Source organism: Pseudomonas sp. PDM04 (assembly GCF_014851765.1).
GTDB lineage: Bacteria > Pseudomonadota > Gammaproteobacteria > Pseudomonadales > Pseudomonadaceae > Aquipseudomonas.
In genome coordinates, this window is sequence record NZ_JACVAI010000001.1 from 987,681 (window position 1) to 1,003,972 (window position 16,292).

Sequence of the window (16,292 nt, forward strand, 5' to 3'; positions counted from 1 at the left end):
GGGTGAACGCCTAGCGAATGTCGGCGAATACACCACCACGGCATTCTGTTGTTGCGATGGTGTCCCATATGTCCCACTTTTCAGAATCGAAGTGGGACGCCTGAGAGCGCCTGAATTCGGGGCTTCGCCCCACTGTCCTACTTATCTCTCTTCTTTCTCGTGTAAAGGAAGAAATTTAAATAACACGCGTTCGCGCGTAAGCGCGTAATGCTCGCCCGCTACGCTCACACGGGCGGGAGGCACTTCTAGGCGGGACGGTGGGACAACCCAACAACGACAAGGCCCGCACCTGCCCCACTGCATCAAAACGCAGAGAGACAAGACGGGCCAGTGGGACAACCACAACCGGAGCGATGCCTGGGGTCACGCAGCCTTCCCCATCAGCACCCAGTAGATCTGCAGATGCGCATCATGCAAACGCTGGTAGTACGTGTCGCGGCCACAACCGCAGTGGGCATACCGCAAGCGCATATCCACATCGAGCGTGCAGTAATGCTCCCGCACCACCGTGACCAGTTCCGGTGCCAAGTGCTTGCTCACGATCAGCTCAATGTCCAACGAGCTCTCCAGCGGCGCACGGAAGGCACGCCGCCCCCTGATCAGTTGCCCGTTGCTCTCCATCATCATGGCAACCATATTTCCCCCAGCCAGCCCTCCTTTCGAATGTTCTGAATGCAGCTCCTGCGCCCACAACCGAAGCAGCGAATCGATCTCCTTAATCAAAGCAAGGCTCCTCAATCGGTTCCCGCTTCAACACCGAAGCACCGCCCCACCCTGCCGGCTTCTTGTAAGCCCAAGGCCGCTGCCCACTCTTAGCCAACGCCGGCAACCGAACACGCCGCCAGCCCAACCGATGCATGATCGCGCCGACGCGCATCTGCTCCGGCTTGCCCCAGTGCCCGAAGTCCAACTTCAACGCACTGGTAAGCACGTCACTCCCGGTGGTGGTCTCGCCGATCTGCGACTCCTCGAGCCAGGTCAGAATCGGCCCTTCCCATTCATCAACAACGAAGCGCTCGTCCTGCTCTTCGCCGAACATTGCCGCCTCATCCAGCGTCACCCACCAGAGGTCGCCCGCGTCGTAGCAGAACACCGCCTCGGCCCACAATTGATCACGCATCGAACGCAACAACTCCAGATCCACCTTGGTACACGCCACCGGCCAATAACGACGGTTACCGGTCGCGTCTTTCAGGTATTCGTCTTGGTTCGTCGTACCCACAAAAACACACTGGCGTGGCACGTCCATCGTTCTGCGGCCGTAGCTCTCGCGATAAGTATCAGTGGACGCCGAAAAGAACTGCTTGGCCTTCGTACTCTCAGCCTTGTTGAAGCTGTCCAGCTCCCCCAGTTCAACGATCCACTTGCCCCGGATCGCCTGAAAGCCGTCCTTGTCACCCAGCGCAAACGGCGTATCCATGAACCACTCGCCGCCAAGAATGCTCATCGCGGTGGACTTACCAGCGCCCTGCGCGCCCTCAAGAATCATCACAGAGTCAGCCTTGCAGCCCGGCTTCATCACCCGCGCAACAGCAGATAACAACCAGCGCTTGCCGACCTTCGAGGAATAGTCAGAGGCCTTTACGCCCATGACCTCGGTAAGCCAGCTTTCAAGGCGTGGCACGCGATCCCATTCCAACTTGCGCAAGTACTGACGCACTGGATGAAAAGCGTGGTCATGCGCAACCACACTCACCGCCTCGATCACATGCGAGGCCTTGACCCGCAAGTTGTACTGCTGCGCGAGCCACTTCATCACCCGCACGTCGTCAATGTCCGCCCAGTCGCCCGTGCCGCCGCCATAAGGCGCCGCACGCAGCTTCACGATCTTCGAACTGAACGAGCTGTAACTGATGACCCCGGCCCAACGCTCATCGTTGGCCAGGATCAACTCGACGTTCTGCATGTGCGCAATCAGCGCGCCGCTTTCGCTACGGGCCAGCAGATCTTTCCAACCACCCGCCGCCGGCGGTTTGACCACCGCCAACACCTGACGGCGCACCGCTTCCAAACCTTCCTCAACATGCAGGTCGTTGAAGTCGGTCCACTTGGCTTCCCGCTCACCGGAGAAAATCGGCGCAACCACCTGGCCACCGACAATCAACGCCGCGTTGTTTGCTTTCTCCTCACCGGGGTTCCAGGCATCACCATTCGGCTTCGTGGTCTTCCAGTCATCGTCTCGGCAGATGATCAGCGGGCAACCGGCGAAACGCTCGCGCATGGCCTTGCAAACAACCAGCAAATTGCCCGCATCAAACGCAACGGCGACGGTCAGTGACGTGGCCATATGCAGGCTTGCGCCGGTCGCGTAGCCCTCACACACCAACACCGGCTCACCCGGATCCGGATGCGGCCCGATCAGATGGAAGGCGCCCTCTTTCGACATGCCATAAGGCCAATAAGACTTGTCCCGGCCGGTGTCCTCTTGCTTGGTCGGGAACACCACCTGCAGGCCAACAATCTCGTCCCGCACATTGCTCATCGGTACCAGGAACGCACCAGTGCGCGGCGCATACCGAACGCCGAAGCCGACAATTTGCTTGCGATCCAGATAGTCGCTACGGCCCTTTTCCGGCATGCGCTTGAACATGCCCGCTGCCCGCTTGGCCGCACGACGTGCCGCATTAGCCGAGATCTCAGCCGCACGCCGCTTGGCCTCTTCCTGCCGAGCGCGCATAACCTCGCGCTCTTCTGGCGACATGCGCCCGGCCTTGACCTTGATCTTCTGAGACTCGCCCGAACGCCAGTCACCGAACGCACCGAAGATCAGCGTCTCGCCTTTCTCGGTGCGTTGCTCATGTACGACATACCAGCCGTTCTTTTCCTTGCCCTTGTCCTGGGCCGTCTTACAGCGGGTCAGCTTACCGAACACCAATGGCTGCGCAGGCTCAAGACCGTAGTCCGCGAACTGTCCCAACACTTCATTGAGCATGGCGTGCCCCCTTCAATTCCGCGACGGAAAGGCAGTCGACACACTGCGTACAGCCGGGCTGCGCGAAACGCCGAGCCTCGGGAATCGGCCCATCACACGTTTCACAGAACAGAAACGAATGCGCCGCCAAAGCGGGCTTGGCGGCGAGGCGACGTGCAGCCAGCGCCTGATCAATCCGCTCCTGCACCAGGTCATTAGCGAAGTCGACGATATCAACCACGATCAGCACCCCGCGTCGTCTGATTGACGTAGGTGGCGCGGTTGAACAACCCCAGCAGCCCCTGAATCCCACGAAACACCTGCAGGCGAATCGCGGCCAGTTCCTCATCAGAAACCACACCGTCGCCAATACTCTTGGCCCAGGTATCCGCCAGATCCGCGACCTGCCGGAAGTACTCGGCAATTCCCGTGGTCAACGTCTCGGGCATGTCGTTGGTGTACGCCTCAGCCAGCTCCTGCCAAGTCGTGTCACCGACCAACGCATGCACCGCATCCAGAATGCGGCGATCCTTGGTCAGCTCCAGAATCTCGCCGAACTCTTGAATGTTCACCGTGTGGCTGGGGTGGGTTGGGGAAAGCTTGTGCTGCAGCGTGGTCGCATTTCGGCCGGTGGTGGCGGCGATGGCTGCGGCGCCGCCGGGATAGTCCCGAGCGGCATGGTAAAGCGCGAGATCGAGCGGCAAAACTTCCCGCTGCGCCCGGTCTAGAGAGCTCAGAATGATACGGCTCATGGCATTAATCCTTGTAAGTTGCCAGTGCCGCGCGACATGCAGTGGTGGTACATTTGCCGCGTGGCTTGAAAGGGCCCAAACGCCGGCTAGATCTTCGGGATCAACACCGGCACCGTGCCGGGGCGAGCAATCCGTTGCTCACCCCTGGCGCAACAGCTGCCCAATCTGTGGTGGAAAAGGCAGCAACACCAAGGCATTCCGTGCGTTGGAAAGCGCAGTGAAGGGAGGTGGTTAGCATGTGGTGTGCCCGCCTACCTTCACTGCGACCCGACAGCGCTGTGGTGGTGCGTGTCGGGAGGAACTGGGCGACCTTTGGGTCGCCTTTTTTCTAGCTATGCTGCGGCTCTATGAGGTGCGGATTCATGCAAAAGCCAAGTGGCTTCGAACACGTTTCCCTTTTGCTTCGCAGCTGTCGCCAGAAGCGCAGCGTATTGGGTTTCACCGGTGTAATCGGTTCGCGGTAGGCATGCTGCTTGACGCCACTTGTTCAGCGCTTGATAGCTTCGATCGCAAACTTTGGCAGCGGCCCCAATGCCGCCTACGGCTTCAAAAGCGAATGCAATGGCATTTGGAAAATCTGCGGGGTCCAACATGGCAACCTCCATTTATCAACTCGTGGTTGATGTTATAGATCAACTGACTATTGCGCAACCTTTGTGACACTCTCAACTCATGGTTGATAAAAATGCACTCCGCGCAGCTTTCAGCGAGCGCCTACACGAAGCCCTAGACGATGCCGGCGTACGCAGCCGAGGTCGAGGGGTGGATATTCATCGCCAACTGAAGAGCCTAGGAGTCGATAAAACAACTCAGGCGATAAGTAAGTGGCTTAATGGCGAAGCGATGGCAGAAGCGGACAGTATGGCTGCACTTTGTTCGTGGCTGAAGGTTCGTCGGGAGTGGCTGGAGTATGGAGTACTACCCAAGCAGCAAGCCTGTGACGGCAATGTCCTGCACCTCAACACTGTAGGTGAAGGCAATGTCCGCGAGATCAATCAACATTTTGGGAAAGTGCCTTTAATCTCGTGGGTACAAGCTGGAGCTTGGTGCGAGGCGGTTTCAAATCTTGAAGCTTATGATCCAGACTCTTGGTTATCGTGCCCAGTGCCTATCAGTATTCATGGATACGCTTTGAAGGTACTTGGCGACTCGATGACTAATCCTGGCCCAGGTCGTAGCTATCCAACTGGATGTATAATATTTGTTGATCCTGAAGCAGAAACGAGGACAGGTGATCGCGTAATCGCCAGCCTTCCTCGCACCAATGAAGCCACCTTTAAAATATTGGTAGAGGATGCTGGCCGACAGTTTCTTAGACCTATAAACCCTCAATATCCTATTATTGAGATCACAGAGGAAACGCATATCTGCGGAAAAGTAGTTGGTTCATTCATTCCTGAGTAGAGTTTCGAGCCCCCAGCTCTTTAGCCGTTACAACAACGAAACCGTCTATATCCCACTTACTTATACCAACCCGCAGCAGCTCCAACTCACCCTCCGATAGACCGTGCTCATAATCAAGCACCACAACCAACTGGAGTGAAGCCTGTCTTTTTGTAATCTGCCTATATTGATGCGACTTCACCGCGACTCTAGGAAGCTGGCTAATAAGCGCTTCTAATTTTGATGGAGCGGAAAGGTACTTCACCTCAAAAATCTGATCTATATAACCAATCGTATTAGGCCGAGTTATGAGTCCGTCCAACTCCAAAACCAAATCCAAATCTTTAGATCTGTAAACAACATTTCGCTCAACAATTGTTCCGTAAATCCCTTGCACATAATCGATCGCCTTTGATTCCAAGCCAATAACCCGCTGAACTGCCAATCGCATCTCATCTTTCTTATGATTCTTATAAGCTGCGGGCGACTCATTTAAGTCTCTAACATGGTAATGCTTGGAACTTGGTGAAGGATACTTATTGTGAGAGCTGTATTTTTCTTCCCTTTCAGCCGCACCAAGCTCACTAGAGGCGTCAGCCGGCGAATCAATATCAGCTCCCTTCTGGTCTCCAGTATTTTCCTTTTCATCACTGACTGGTGACACGCTAGGACTTTCCTCCTCACTTTTTCCGCCAGAATCATTGGCAGCTACAACTGGAAGAGCCCCCAACTCCACCAACTCCGCCTTTGAGCTTTTATACTTTGCCTCATCGGAGAGAGTTTCTTTCTTATAAGCAAAATATTCTTTATTGCCCCTTAGAATTGCGGCCAAAGTCTGAAGAAATTCTAGCTCAGTAACCGCCGTTGCGATGATAAATACCGAAGCAAAATACACTGTCACATGATTAGCAAAAAGAGCCAGAGCAACGACGAGAAATATAGCCAGTATGCGTATTGCGTGAGTTCTTGAATTCTCGAATAAAGATATGAAGCTGAAGACTAATGCAGAAATACACAATACACCGCCTACAGCCTGAAAGAAGCTTAATGGATAAAAATTTTCCATAACTGAATTGCTCTGCCATCCTGCATTAAGGCAGGCAGAATGCCACTAACCCTCAAATTTTTCCACCTTTCTGGGAAGCAACCATCAGTTGACATATCGCAACCGCTGGTTGATATTTGCCTCACTCTTCCACCACAGAGCGAGGCAAGACCATGCACACCACAGCAACCCTGCACGTCCACCCGGCCGCTGCTGACCCCTCCCGTATCTTCGAGATCCGCCGTATAGCACGCGAGAGCGGCTGCTCGTTTGTCTCCAGCAAACCGAAGCAGCAAGCTCGCGCTACCTCCGCCCCACTCGATCCGAACGGTGGAGGGCACGCAGCATGACCAAGTACAAAATCGACAACCGCACCCTGCAGTTGCTCAACGCTCAGGTCAACCTGACCGAGACCTTCAACCACTTACTCCGTACAGCACCAAAGCGAAAGTGCCTGGCGTTCCGCCTGAAAGCTGAACGCGGCACTACGGAAAGCACCTTCGTCGTCGAGCTGGGCAGCGAACGCCACACGCTGACCCTGCATAACGACAAGAAAATGCACCTCAAGCTGGCCGATTTCATCGAAGAGATCGCCAATGGCCCGTTCGACGCGAGTAATACCAGCGACCTAGTGCATCAACCGCACGCCAGCCGCGAATTCGGTCGCTTTGAAGTATCGGACAAACAACGAGTGTTCGAATTAGTACGCACCGGCGGCGTGCTGAACCTCGACATGGGCTTCGACTACCCCCTACAGATTGCACTGCACCGTACTCAATCGCGCTCAGGTGTCACCACCATCCTGAGCATCGGCAACACAAGCCCGCACACCCGGTGCTTCACCGTGTACGGCAGCGATGTCGAGATCTACGGCAAGGTCACCGAGTCCATCAACCACCTCGCTGCAGCGGCCACCCCAGCCGCGCACGCGGCATGAGGGGTACGCCATGGAACGCACACTCGCCCAAGCCGCAACCCAACTCGGCCTGACCCGGCCCAAACTCATCGCTCGCATGCGGGAAAAAGGCCTGCTCAACGACCGCAACCTACCGGCCTACCCCAACCGTGATCGCGACTATCTGCGGGTCAAGGACGGCCACTGGTATCACGATCAGCTCGGCATGCAGTACAGCCAATCAACCCGGGTCAAACAACGCGGCATCAGCTGGCTGGCCGAGCAACTGGGATTGGCGCTACCTGCCATCCCGGTAGACACCCGTGACGTGGCCTAGGGAATACGCCCGCCAGATCATCGCCATGCGCACACGAGAGGAGCGCAACGCCGCGCTCCTCGAAGTGCCCGAGCATCTGCGGGAGCTGACCAAACGCCACTGCCTGAACGCCTGGAACCATCCGGCAAGAACACAACGCAAGGAGGCCCAACAAAGCCATGAGTAACACAGCACAAAATCCGCTCCGCCTGCACCCTGCGCCGGAGTCAGCCACCGTCGAACTGCTTTACCGCATCTTCGGCGACGTCCTGATCCCGCTCGACAAAGTGCGCGAGCAGTACTTCCGCAATCTCAACGAGCAGTCGTTCGTGGCCGAGATCAGCAGCGGCCGCATCCAGCTCCCCATCACCACGCTGGACACCAGCCGTAAGGCACCGAAGTACGCCCACATCCGGCACGTCGCCTCATTGATCGACATCCGCGCCTACAAGGCCGACGAAGACATGCAGCGACAGCAGGACGACGCCAACGAGTAACACCCACAACCAAACGGCTGCCACCACCAGCCTGTGACATCACCAGGAGCACACCACATGACCGCAATTCAGATCTGCGCACTCATCGCCCTGATCATTCTGGCCGGGCTATTAGTATGGGCCGGCTACTTCATGGGCCACAGCGACGGCATGTCCGCCGGCATGAAAGAAAGCGACAACATCCAGCGCGCAGAAAGCGCCAAGACCATTCGCGAGTTAAGGGCCTCCCTCGACTTCATCAAGGCTGACCACGCTCGGTTGGTGCAATTCAGCAAGCGCCTTCAGCAAGCATTGACACTTGGCGAACCCGAACACCAGACGTTGCTCGACATCGCCGAAAAGCTCCGCATTGCCGCCGAGACATTCTCAGCCTTCCGCACGGGTAAAAAACTCGAGCGCGAAACCCGCGTCTTGCGCGATCAAGCGCTCGCCATCGCAGCCCTGCTGGAGCCGGCAAAGCAGGAGAGCGCCGCATGAGCCAGATCTGCCCCCAATCCAACACCCACCGCAACCCGGCTCACGCCCCACCAGCGGCTGAAGAACCAACGCGCAATAAAACCTCGGAGGAAAGCGTCATGCAAAAGGACCAGCACAAAACCCAATCCACAACCGCTTTGCTCCGCAAGGAAAGCAGCGTCGACACACAAGAAACAAACAGCCTCTGCTGCGCAGCAGCAGGCATCATTGCTCCTTCCAGCAGCACCACCGATGCGCTTATACCCCACGAAAAGCTGCGCGAGGCAGCCACACCTAATGCAACGCTAATCGCTCAAAATCGCCCGCCCGCGCAGCCTGCTGAGGGGTATACGCACCCTGACAGCAAAGAAGCCGTCGAAGAAATCCAGATCGACGAGCGCGTTGAGTTCGAGAAAGAGTTCCCAGTCCCCGAAGGTCTTCAGTACTGCGCCCAGCGAGGCACGTACATCACCGCACCAGGTGCGAAGACATCCGACTCGTTCGCCCGTGAGCATTACGGGTATCGGGCCGGTTTCACCGCATGGAAGCGCAGGGCGTGGAAGCACGCCGCACTCGTTGGCCAGCAAGCCAAAGGAGTTCGCTCGTGATCAAGCGCACTCTCAAGCACTTTCACATGTGCTGCGGCCTGGGCGGCGGTGCCAAGGGATTCAACCGGGCCAAGCCAATCGTTGGGCATATACAAGCCGAGTGGCAGTGCATCGGCGGTGTCGACGTGGACCCGGCCGGCTTGCGCGACTTCCAGCGTCTTTCTGGTGTACCTGGCACGCTGATGGATCTGTTCACCCGGAACCAGTACACCCGCTTCCATGGTAAAGAACCGCCAGCCGGCTGGACTGAGGCGAGCGCCGATGACCTACGTCGCGCTGCCAGCAACGAACGTCCGGACGCCGTATTTATTTCTAGCCCCTGCAAGGGCGCTTCGGGCTTGCTGTCGGAAACAATGAGCCTGACGCCGAAGTACCAGGCTCTGAACGAGCTGACGTTGCGCTGCATCTGGCTGATGTGTGAGGCGTGGAAGGATGACCCTGTGTCGTTGATCGTCTTCGAGAACGTTCCGCGCCTTGCCACCCGTGGCCGCCACCTGCTAGACCAGATCAACAAGCTGCTGAACCACTACGGATACGCAGTCGCCGAAACCACGCACGACTGCGGCGTCATTGGCGGACTGGCGCAGAGCCGTAAGCGCTTCCTGCTGGTCGCCCGCCACATCGAAAAAGTGCCGCCGTTCCTGTACGAACCGGAAAAGAAGACGCTCAAGTCTGTCGGCTCGATCCTCCGTCGCATGCCGCTGGCCGGCGATGTCGAAGCCGCTGGCCCGATGCACCGGGTGCCGGCGTTGCAATGGAAAACGTGGGTTCGCCTCGCCCTGGTCACCGCCGGCAAGGACTGGCGCAGCCTGAACGACTTGGCGATCGAGAACGGTTACCTGCGTGACCTGGTGATCGTGCCGGCATACCGCGCCGGCTATCTTGGTGTGCATGAATGGCAGGACACCGCCGGTACCGTTGCTGGGCGAAGCAGCCCAACGAACGGCGCGTTCTCTGTAGCAGATCCGCGCGCCAAGGCAGGCGCCCTGCAATATCAGCAGTACGGCGTCCGTCGCTGGGAAGAAACCAGCGGCGCGGTAATCGGCGTCAAGTCGCCCGGGCAAGGGACGTTCAGTGTTGCTGATCCTCGCCGGCCTGGTGATGGCTTCGGCAAATATCTGGTAACGCCGTTCGACAATGCCGCTGGAACGGTCATCGCTGGCAGCACCACGGGGCAAGGCGCTTTTGCGGTTCAGGATCCTCGGTATCACAACTGGCACCCAGGAGCGAGCAGCCGGAAGCTTAGCGTTTGCCCTTGGGATAAAAATGCTGGGACTGTCACAGGATCGCAGCAGGTAGCCAGTGGGGCATTGTCGATCGCAGACCCGCGCCCAGGCATGAAGCGCACGAAGGGCGACGCGTACCTGACTGGCGGTCACTACGGCGTCGTCGGCTGGAACGAGCAATGCGGCGCCGTTTCGGCCAGCGCAAAGCAGGACAACGGTCGTTGGTCTGTGGCGGATCCCCGCATGCCGGAAGCCAATGACCGTCTGACCTGCGTTATCGAAAGCCTCGACGGCACCTGGCACCGACCATTCACCACGCTGGAGCTGGCTGCGCTGCAAAGTCTGGTCGAACCGGAAGAGCAGTTCGAGCTGGACGGCCTGAGCGATCAGGCATGGCGCGAGCGGATCGGCAACGCGGTACCGCCAGCAGCCGCCGAAGCAATCGCCCAGGTGATGGGCACCACCCTACTGCTGGCCGAAGCCGGCGAAACCTTCATGCTGAGCAACATGCCGGTGTGGGTGCGCCCTGTAGCAGTGGGATTGAGCGTGAGCCAGAGGGAGGAGGCAGCATGAGCGCTGCAGAGAAAATTGATTTTCAAATCACACCAGGCGCTTGGTTCCGCCAAGACCTGCTTTATCCAGTGTTCGGACTCAGCACAGAAGCTGTCCGCAAGTATCGTTCTCGCGGTCTGTGGCTGGAGGGCAAACACTACCGTACCGACCCCGCCAATGTGCTGGTTTACAACAAGGAAGCAATTGAAAAGTGGATGGCAGGTCAACCATGAGTGACAAGATGCCCACAGGTGTCGAGATGAACGGCAAACAGCTGCGCATCTGGTTCATCTTCAATGGCCAGCGATGCCGGGAACCACTTGAGGGGATCTCGAAGGTTAACAAAGCTGCGATTGCCTATGCCGACAACAAGCGGCGGACGATCCTTGCAGAGATCAAGGAGGGCCGCTTCGACTATGCGGCTCACTTCCCCAACTCCCCCAGGGCAGCAATGTTCACGGGAACAGGTGGGCCATCTCTGAAGCGCACCGTGAAGGAAGGTATCGATCGATGGCTGGAGGTTCAGCGCGCACTCAAAGCTTCGAGCACTGTCGTCAACTACGTCAGCAAGGCTGTACACGTTGAGAAGAAATTCAGCAAGCGTCGGATCGTCGACATCAGCAAGAGCGACATCGAGTTGTTCCAGGCGCAGTTGCTCAAGCAAGGCCTGGCACCAAAGACAGTGAACGACATTTTCACCGTCGTTCGCGGGGTTTGGGCCGACGCGTTCGGTGACGGAATACTGAAAGCCAACCCACTCGACCGGATCAGCAACGTCGGGGCGGACGTCGACCTCGAGCACGCTGACCCCTTCAGTCGTACCGAGATCGAGTTGATTGGTAAAGCAGACCCCGGCCGACGAGCTGATGCCCGAATGATTGAGTTTAACTGCTGGGCCGGGCTGTCTCTATCCGAGCTTATCGGATTGGCCGCTGAAGACGTCGACCTCCAAGCCGGCCTGGTACACGTCCGGCGGGCATTGGTCGTAGGAGAATTCAAAGTTCCCAAGGAACGCTCAAGGATAAGAGTCGTTGAGCTGATAGACCCTGCCCTCGAACTAATGCGGGAGATTGTGGCCGCTGCCAAGGATGCACAAGCAGAAGAGATCACGGTTATCCAACGCGACAACATCACCTCCAAGAAAATGAAAGTGAAGTTCCTTTTCCGTAGTTCCACCAGTGGCTTACTCTGGAGCGGCAAGACATTGAGCAACTGGTTCACCGCTCATCTCAAAAAGGCGGAAGTCCGTCATCGTGGGGCGAACCAATGTCGCCACACCTTTGCCAGCCAGATGCTTTCGAGCTACGTTCCGGTCGAATGGGTGGCCAGGCAGCTAGGGCACGCCGATACAACGATGGTGCGAAAGCACTACGGGAGATGGATACCGAAGGACACGAAGAGCATGGCGGGTCTCGTCTCGAAGATGCTGGGATTTAGAACAGATTGAACACAGGTCCGATATGGCCTGCGTTAAATTGATGTAATGTTCTGACCTTCGAACGTTGCCAAGGATCGTCGCCATGAGTTCACGTGAAAATGCTTTCTCTGAAACACACGTATCAGAAGCGTTGAACGATTTGAAAACTTTGGCGCTGAGGTTGCGGCAACTGATTACGACTCAACCACCAAAGGATTTGTTGGGGTACATCTACGCAGGTCTTCTTTTTGACGTAATCACAAGGCCTAACGAAGACGCACCAAACAAGACGGCAAAGTCTTTATCAAAGCTTAACGTTGATGAAGCCCAATTCCTGCTTGAATACGTTCATGCCGTGTTGGCGACGACTCCACTGCAAGTCGATACCGCGCTCGATGAGGCTATCTGCGCGGAGATCATTCTCGTCGCCGCGGAGCTGAGAATGGCGTCAATGATCGCTACGATGCTGATCGCCTCGGAAACCTCCGAAACTGAGTATGGACCTGGAACGAGGGATCTCATGTTTCATGCCCTAACCACGTGGGTATTGATTCGTGGAGGTCGCTACCAGGTATTGGAGGAAGAATTTTTTAGCTTTGCCCTTCAACCACACAATGATGCCCTTCTACACACCTATGGCGTAGGGGCTAACGAAGTAGCAATCGGCATACAAGCGCTAGCCAACTCAATACGCATGGGACACGACAAGGCAGCTCGGGCAATTGAAAGCTCCATGAATAATGCACAACAGTTTGTGCAGTCTCGCGGACAGTCAATGGAAGAAGGCATGAAGCAGTGGCGAGCCGAGCGTGCGGAAGAGGCCGACTCAGCAAGCGCTGCATTCGTTGATCTTTTTCAAGGGGGCATCTGCAACGCCCGGCACCATACCAAACTCCCGAATATTCTTTTAGATGATCTCTCATACGAGTTGGCTGAGGAAACAGAGTTCTATGCTCCCGGAGATTACTCAGGAACTCCATTTCGTACGCTACCCGCACGCAAAAAACCGCTGATCAAATTAGATGGCGCTCATTATCTAACCGATCCAAGTTTTGCCCGCGATGCCGCGTACCGAGCGATTCTTTACAACCTTTTAGTTCGAGATCCCGAATATTCCGAAAAATTCAAAAAAAACCAGAAGGAGTGGAGTGAAAGCTCATTTGTAAAAATTTTCGGTCACCAGCTAAGAGGCGCAAAAATTCTGAACGAGGTGTATTACCGTCGCAACGGTAAGTGGTTCGAAAACGACACCTTGGTCATGCTTGATGGAGTACTAGCTGTAATTGAGGCGAAGTCAGGCGCAGCCGCGACCATTGCATCACCGGCCGAGAGTTTCGAGCGCCATGCAAGGGCAGTGCGTGACTTGGTCGTGAAAGCCTACGATCAATGTCAGCGGTTCATTGATTACCTAGCTTCAGCGGACGAAGTGCCAATATACGAATTCAAGGATGGCCGGTACGAAGAGGTGGCTAGAATTCGTCTTTCCGATTACTGGCTAGTACTACCCATAGGATTGACAGTAGAGTCTTATTCGCCTTTTTCCACTGGCAGCAAACAGCTGACAGGGATAAGCCCCATTTTGGGCAAACATCCATTTATATCCGTAGCCATTGATGAGTTGCTCGTACTCAACCGTTTCCTTCCTAGTACCGGAGCGCTAATCCATTATTTAAGTATTCGTCAGGAAGCTGCAGGGATCAAAGAGGTATTCCTATTTGACGAATTCGATCATCTAGGGGCATACATTAAGAATAATCGCTTCTGCGAAACCGTGCGACGACAACTGAAAGAAGGGGCAACTCTAATTACCATGGATGGTATGAGTTCTATAATGGATGATTATTTCAGCACCCATGATTGGGAAAAAAAGCAGCCACCTAGACAAGATATTCCAAACGAACTGCAAAGGTTACTCGCAGCTCTAAATGTGACTCAGGCCTCTGGTTGGATCGAGGCCGATAACCGTCTGCGTGATTTTAGCTCTGAAGGTCGCAAAGACTTGGCTCAGCAGCTTGAACCTTTGAGAAGGAGCCTTCGTCAGCATAAACACCGTTACTTTGCATTACGCGTTGACGTTGGAATGCTGTTTTGGATGCATCGCAGTGGCGATACTCCTGACATCTCAGCTGCTCAGTTCAAAGCACAAGTCACAGCCGAATCCCTCGATGTCGAGAAGGTTATGCTGATTGTTTTTGGAGTAAGTGATCAGGGTCAGTACTCCCATGCAACGACGTACTGGATTCAGCGTGAGCAGGTGACTTCGGATGCAATAAAAGCGGACGCGGCAGCACTGAGCTGCCGGACCATTGAACTAACGACCTCATCGTCAGCGTTATCTCAACGACCAGCACGAAATCCGGGGCGTAATGAGCCCTGCTGGTGCGGCAGCGGAACAAAATTCAAGAAGTGCCATGGCCGATAAACGGAGGATCTATAGCAGCCTGAGACGGCATCACAGAAGCCTCCTATGCCCTAAATTTGCCCTAACCAAAGCTTGATAAACGAAAAAGCCCCCGTAATCATCAATGATTACGGGGGCTTCGTCTTATTCAATAATGGCGGAGAGATAGGGATTCGAACCCTAGGTACCCGCGAAGGTACAACGGATTTCGAATCCGTCCCATTCGGCCACTCTGGCATCTCTCCAACGGCGCGCATCATAACAACACTTTCGTCGGAAGCGAACCCCCTAAGCGAAATTTTTCCGTGCTATCAGATGCTTGCGTCGATCAAAGCGGTACGCCCAGACGGTTGGCGACTTCTTCGTAGGCTTCGATGACGTCACCGAGGCCCTGGCGGAAGCGGTCCTTGTCCATCTTCTTCTTGGTGTCCTTGTCCCAGAGGCGGCAGCCGTCCGGGCTGAATTCGTCGCCCAGGACGATGGAGCCGTCGCTGAACACGCCGAATTCAAGCTTGAAGTCGACCAGCAGCAGGCCGGCGTCGTCGAACAGTTTGCTCAGGATCTCGTTGACCTTGAGCGACAGTTCCTTCATGCGCGCCAGTTGCTCGGCGGTGCCCCAACCAAAGGCCACGACGTGGGATTCGTTGATGAACGGGTCGCCCTTGGCGTCGTCCTTCAGGAACAGTTCGAAGGTGTAGGGGTTGAGCTTCATGCCCTCTTCGACGCCCAGGCGCTTGACCAGGCTGCCGGCGGCGTAGTTACGCACGACGCACTCGACCGGGATCATGTCGAGTTTTTTCACCAGGCATTCGTTGTCGCCCAGCAGCTTGTCGAACTGGGTCGGCACGCCGGCGGCTTCGAGTTTCTGCATGATGAAGGCGTTGAACTTGTTGTTCACCATGCCTTTGCGGTCGAGCTGTTCGATGCGCTTGCCGTCGAACGCCGAGGTGTCGTTGCGAAACAGCAGGATCAAACGGTCAGCGTCGTCGGTCTTGTAAACCGACTTGGCTTTGCCGCGGTAGAGTTCTTCACGTTTTTCCATGATGGGCTCCGCTTGCTAAGTAGGTGGGCTAGGCGATGTGTCGCCAGTCGAGCCCTGAATCTTGATCGGCCAGTTGCAGCCAGTCCGGGTCGCACCCTAGGGTGTCGACAAAACATTGCCGGGCCAGCTGCGGCAGGTTGTTCTTGCTGCTCAGATGGGCCAGGACCAGGTGTTGCAGGCCTTGCCAGCCCAACTCGGACACCAGGAATGCCGCCTGGTGGTTGTTCAAATGTCCCAGTTCGCCGCCCACCCGCTGCTTGAGAAAGTACGGGTAGTGACCGCGAGCCAGCATGTCCCGGCAATGGTTGGCCTCGATCATCAACGCATCGAGGTCACGATAGCCGTCCAGCACCTTGTTGCAATACGAGCCCAGGTCGGTCAGCAGGCCGAAGCGGCGCTCACCGTCGCTGAATACGTATTGCGTCGGTTCCTGTGCATCGTGTGCCACGGCAATGACGCCGATGTTCAGGTGACCGATCTGCAGTTGCTCGCCATCTGCCAGGAAACCCGTGGGTTCGATGGGTTTGCGCATCCCGCGCAAGGTCCCGCGACTGAGGTAGACCGGCAGATTGTAGCGCCGAGACAGCAAACCCACGCCATGCACGTGGTCGGCATGTTCGTGGGTCACGAGTATCGCGCTCAGTTGCGCCGGGTTCACACCCAGGCGCAACAGGCGTTTTTCGGTTTCCCGCAGGGAGAAACCACAATCCACCAGCACATACGTATCAGCGCTGGCTATCAGCGTGCCGTTCCCTTGGCTACCGCTGCCGAGAACGGCAAAACGCATGTGA

At 56.2% G+C, this 16,292-nt stretch carries 19 protein-coding genes and 1 tRNA gene; 11 read left to right on the forward strand and 9 right to left on the reverse strand.

All coding sequences use genetic code 11. The annotated features are described in order from the left end of the window. Positions 1 to 363: 363 nt before the first annotated feature. The 5 genes from IB249_RS04570 to IB249_RS04590 form a co-directional block, all read right to left on the reverse strand. Positions 364 to 723, reverse strand: a complete 360-nt coding sequence (locus IB249_RS04570; RefSeq protein ID WP_065940029.1) for a hypothetical protein — start codon at positions 721 to 723, stop codon at positions 364 to 366. After that, the gene (locus tag IB249_RS04575) at positions 716 to 2,932 is read right to left on the reverse strand and encodes a VapE domain-containing protein (RefSeq protein WP_192302311.1); all 2,217 of its coding nucleotides are present in this window, start codon (positions 2,930 to 2,932) and stop codon (positions 716 to 718) included. The genes IB249_RS04570 and IB249_RS04575 overlap by 8 nt, the downstream gene beginning before the upstream one ends. Then, positions 2,922 to 3,152 (reverse strand): TraR/DksA family transcriptional regulator, encoded by a 231-nt coding sequence (locus IB249_RS04580; protein WP_192302312.1) that lies wholly within the window; start codon positions 3,150 to 3,152, stop codon positions 2,922 to 2,924. Before IB249_RS04580 ends, IB249_RS04575 begins: the two co-directional genes overlap by 11 nt. Next, a complete protein-coding gene (locus IB249_RS04585; RefSeq protein WP_192302313.1) occupies positions 3,145 to 3,663 on the reverse strand; it encodes a phage regulatory CII family protein in 519 nt (172 codons plus the stop codon). Before IB249_RS04585 ends, IB249_RS04580 begins: the two co-directional genes overlap by 8 nt. Before the next feature lie 332 nt (positions 3,664 to 3,995). After that, positions 3,996 to 4,256: a hypothetical protein gene (locus IB249_RS04590; protein ID WP_192302314.1), complete on the reverse strand. Its 261-nt coding sequence runs from the start codon at positions 4,254 to 4,256 to the stop codon at positions 3,996 to 3,998. Positions 4,257 to 4,335: 79 nt separating this feature from the next. Between IB249_RS04590 and IB249_RS04595 the strand changes: the two genes are divergently transcribed. After that, positions 4,336 to 5,067: a LexA family protein gene (locus tag IB249_RS04595; protein WP_192302315.1), complete on the forward strand. Its 732-nt coding sequence runs from the start codon at positions 4,336 to 4,338 to the stop codon at positions 5,065 to 5,067. Here IB249_RS04595 and IB249_RS04600 read toward each other — a convergent pair. After that, positions 5,054 to 6,112, reverse strand: a complete 1,059-nt coding sequence (locus IB249_RS04600; protein ID WP_192302316.1) for a hypothetical protein — start codon at positions 6,110 to 6,112, stop codon at positions 5,054 to 5,056. The two genes, IB249_RS04595 and IB249_RS04600, sit on opposite strands and share 14 nt — an antisense overlap. 325 nt (positions 6,113 to 6,437) lie before the next feature. Between IB249_RS04600 and IB249_RS04605 the strand changes: the two genes are divergently transcribed. The 10 genes from IB249_RS04605 (at position 6,438) to IB249_RS04650 (ending at position 14,480) form a co-directional block, all read left to right on the forward strand. After that, positions 6,438 to 7,028 carry a hypothetical protein gene (locus IB249_RS04605; RefSeq protein ID WP_192302317.1) on the forward strand — a complete coding sequence of 197 codons (591 nt, stop codon included), beginning with the start codon at positions 6,438 to 6,440 and terminating at the stop codon, positions 7,026 to 7,028. 10 nt (positions 7,029 to 7,038) lie between these two features. Then, on the forward strand, positions 7,039 to 7,323 hold the full coding sequence (locus IB249_RS04610; RefSeq protein ID WP_192302318.1) for a phage antirepressor KilAC domain-containing protein: 285 nt from the start codon (positions 7,039 to 7,041) through the stop codon (positions 7,321 to 7,323). Between the two features lie 25 nt (positions 7,324 to 7,348). Then, complete coding sequence (locus tag IB249_RS04615; RefSeq protein ID WP_177411667.1) at positions 7,349 to 7,489, forward strand: hypothetical protein; 141 nt, start codon at positions 7,349 to 7,351, stop codon at positions 7,487 to 7,489. Continuing rightward, entirely contained in the window at positions 7,482 to 7,799 is a 318-nt protein-coding gene (locus tag IB249_RS04620) for a pyocin activator PrtN family protein (protein WP_137215285.1), read from the forward strand. Before IB249_RS04615 ends, IB249_RS04620 begins: the two co-directional genes overlap by 8 nt. Before the next feature lie 57 nt (positions 7,800 to 7,856). Next, on the forward strand, positions 7,857 to 8,276 hold the full coding sequence (locus IB249_RS04625; RefSeq protein ID WP_192302319.1) for a hypothetical protein: 420 nt from the start codon (positions 7,857 to 7,859) through the stop codon (positions 8,274 to 8,276). Further along, the gene (locus tag IB249_RS29695; RefSeq protein WP_225606811.1) at positions 8,273 to 8,863 is read left to right on the forward strand and encodes a hypothetical protein; all 591 of its coding nucleotides are present in this window, start codon (positions 8,273 to 8,275) and stop codon (positions 8,861 to 8,863) included. Before IB249_RS04625 ends, IB249_RS29695 begins: the two co-directional genes overlap by 4 nt. Then, the gene (locus IB249_RS04635) at positions 8,860 to 10,662 is read left to right on the forward strand and encodes a DNA cytosine methyltransferase (RefSeq protein WP_192302320.1); all 1,803 of its coding nucleotides are present in this window, start codon (positions 8,860 to 8,862) and stop codon (positions 10,660 to 10,662) included. The genes IB249_RS29695 and IB249_RS04635 overlap by 4 nt, the downstream gene beginning before the upstream one ends. Further along, positions 10,659 to 10,874 carry an excisionase family protein gene (gene xisR / locus IB249_RS04640; RefSeq protein ID WP_085683173.1) on the forward strand — a complete coding sequence of 72 codons (216 nt, stop codon included), beginning with the start codon at positions 10,659 to 10,661 and terminating at the stop codon, positions 10,872 to 10,874. The genes IB249_RS04635 and xisR overlap by 4 nt, the downstream gene beginning before the upstream one ends. After that, positions 10,871 to 12,088 (forward strand): Arm DNA-binding domain-containing protein, encoded by a 1,218-nt coding sequence (locus IB249_RS04645; RefSeq protein ID WP_192302321.1) that lies wholly within the window; start codon positions 10,871 to 10,873, stop codon positions 12,086 to 12,088. Before xisR ends, IB249_RS04645 begins: the two co-directional genes overlap by 4 nt. A gap of 73 nt (positions 12,089 to 12,161) precedes the next feature. Next, the gene (locus IB249_RS04650) at positions 12,162 to 14,480 is read left to right on the forward strand and encodes an SEC-C domain-containing protein (protein WP_192302322.1); all 2,319 of its coding nucleotides are present in this window, start codon (positions 12,162 to 12,164) and stop codon (positions 14,478 to 14,480) included. Between the two features lie 134 nt (positions 14,481 to 14,614). Here the strand turns inward: IB249_RS04650 and IB249_RS04655 are convergent. The 3 genes from IB249_RS04655 to IB249_RS04665 all read right to left on the reverse strand — a co-directional run bounded on the left by IB249_RS04655 (position 14,615) and on the right by IB249_RS04665 (position 16,288). Continuing rightward, positions 14,615 to 14,704: transfer RNA gene (locus tag IB249_RS04655), tRNA-Ser, on the reverse strand. Positions 14,705 to 14,787: 83 nt separating this feature from the next. Further along, positions 14,788 to 15,501, reverse strand: coding sequence for a phosphoribosylaminoimidazolesuccinocarboxamide synthase (purC, locus tag IB249_RS04660; RefSeq protein WP_110966859.1), 714 nt, complete (start codon positions 15,499 to 15,501; stop codon positions 14,788 to 14,790). Positions 15,502 to 15,529: 28 nt separating this feature from the next. Continuing rightward, positions 15,530 to 16,288, reverse strand: coding sequence for an MBL fold metallo-hydrolase (locus tag IB249_RS04665; RefSeq protein WP_192302323.1), 759 nt, complete (start codon positions 16,286 to 16,288; stop codon positions 15,530 to 15,532). Positions 16,289 to 16,292 lie beyond the last annotated feature (4 nt).